This is a genomic window from Shewanella sp. AS16 (assembly GCF_021412365.1).
GTDB classification, from domain to species: Bacteria; Pseudomonadota; Gammaproteobacteria; order Enterobacterales; family Shewanellaceae; genus Shewanella; species Shewanella salipaludis.
In genome coordinates this window covers 1-578 of the sequence record NZ_JAKCLK010000042.1, presented here as the reverse complement: position 1 = coordinate 578, position 578 = coordinate 1, and the positions used below count along the sequence as shown (strand labels likewise).

Below are 578 nucleotides of genomic sequence, written 5' to 3'. Positions count from 1 at the left end.
GCGTTGGGCATCATTGTCGCCGGCACCAACATGGGCCGCTTGTTGTCTATGATGATATTGCCCGTCAGCACGGGGCCCGTGACCGCATAGCGGAAATACACGCCCCAGTCACCGTTGTGCTCTATGCGGTTATCGCGGATTTCCGGTGCCGAGTTGCTCGACTCCACCCGGATCCCCTGGGTGCTTGCGCCGCGGATAAGGTTATCCTTAATCAGTGGGTTGGAACTGTACTGCACAAAAATGCCCGAGCCCCGGCTATTGATGATTTGATTGCGCTCGATAGCCGGGCTGGATGACTGCAACTCGATGGCACGGTAACCACTGTCCCGCAGGACCGAGTCCGTGACGCTGATGTTGGCGCCGTTCAGGAACAGGGCCGCCTCATTGGAGGCCCCGGCGAAGCGCTGCTCCACGTATGCCAGCTTGGTCAAGCTGTCGGCCACCGAGTCTTCAAAGCGCAGGCTTATCCAATCTCCGGCCGCACCTTCACTGTAGCCATCGTTATTGCTGTCGCCGCCGACACTGTCATCACGATAAGAGGTGAAATAAATCTTGTTCGATGAGGTTCCCACGGCATT

Annotated in this window: 1 protein-coding gene; it reads right to left on the bottom strand. The window is 57.8% G+C overall.

Going from position 1 to position 578, the window contains the following annotated elements; translation table 11 throughout:
* A partial coding sequence (locus tag LZP73_RS19230) for a right-handed parallel beta-helix repeat-containing protein (RefSeq protein ID WP_234236517.1) occupies positions 1 to 578 on the bottom strand: 578 nt, incomplete at both ends.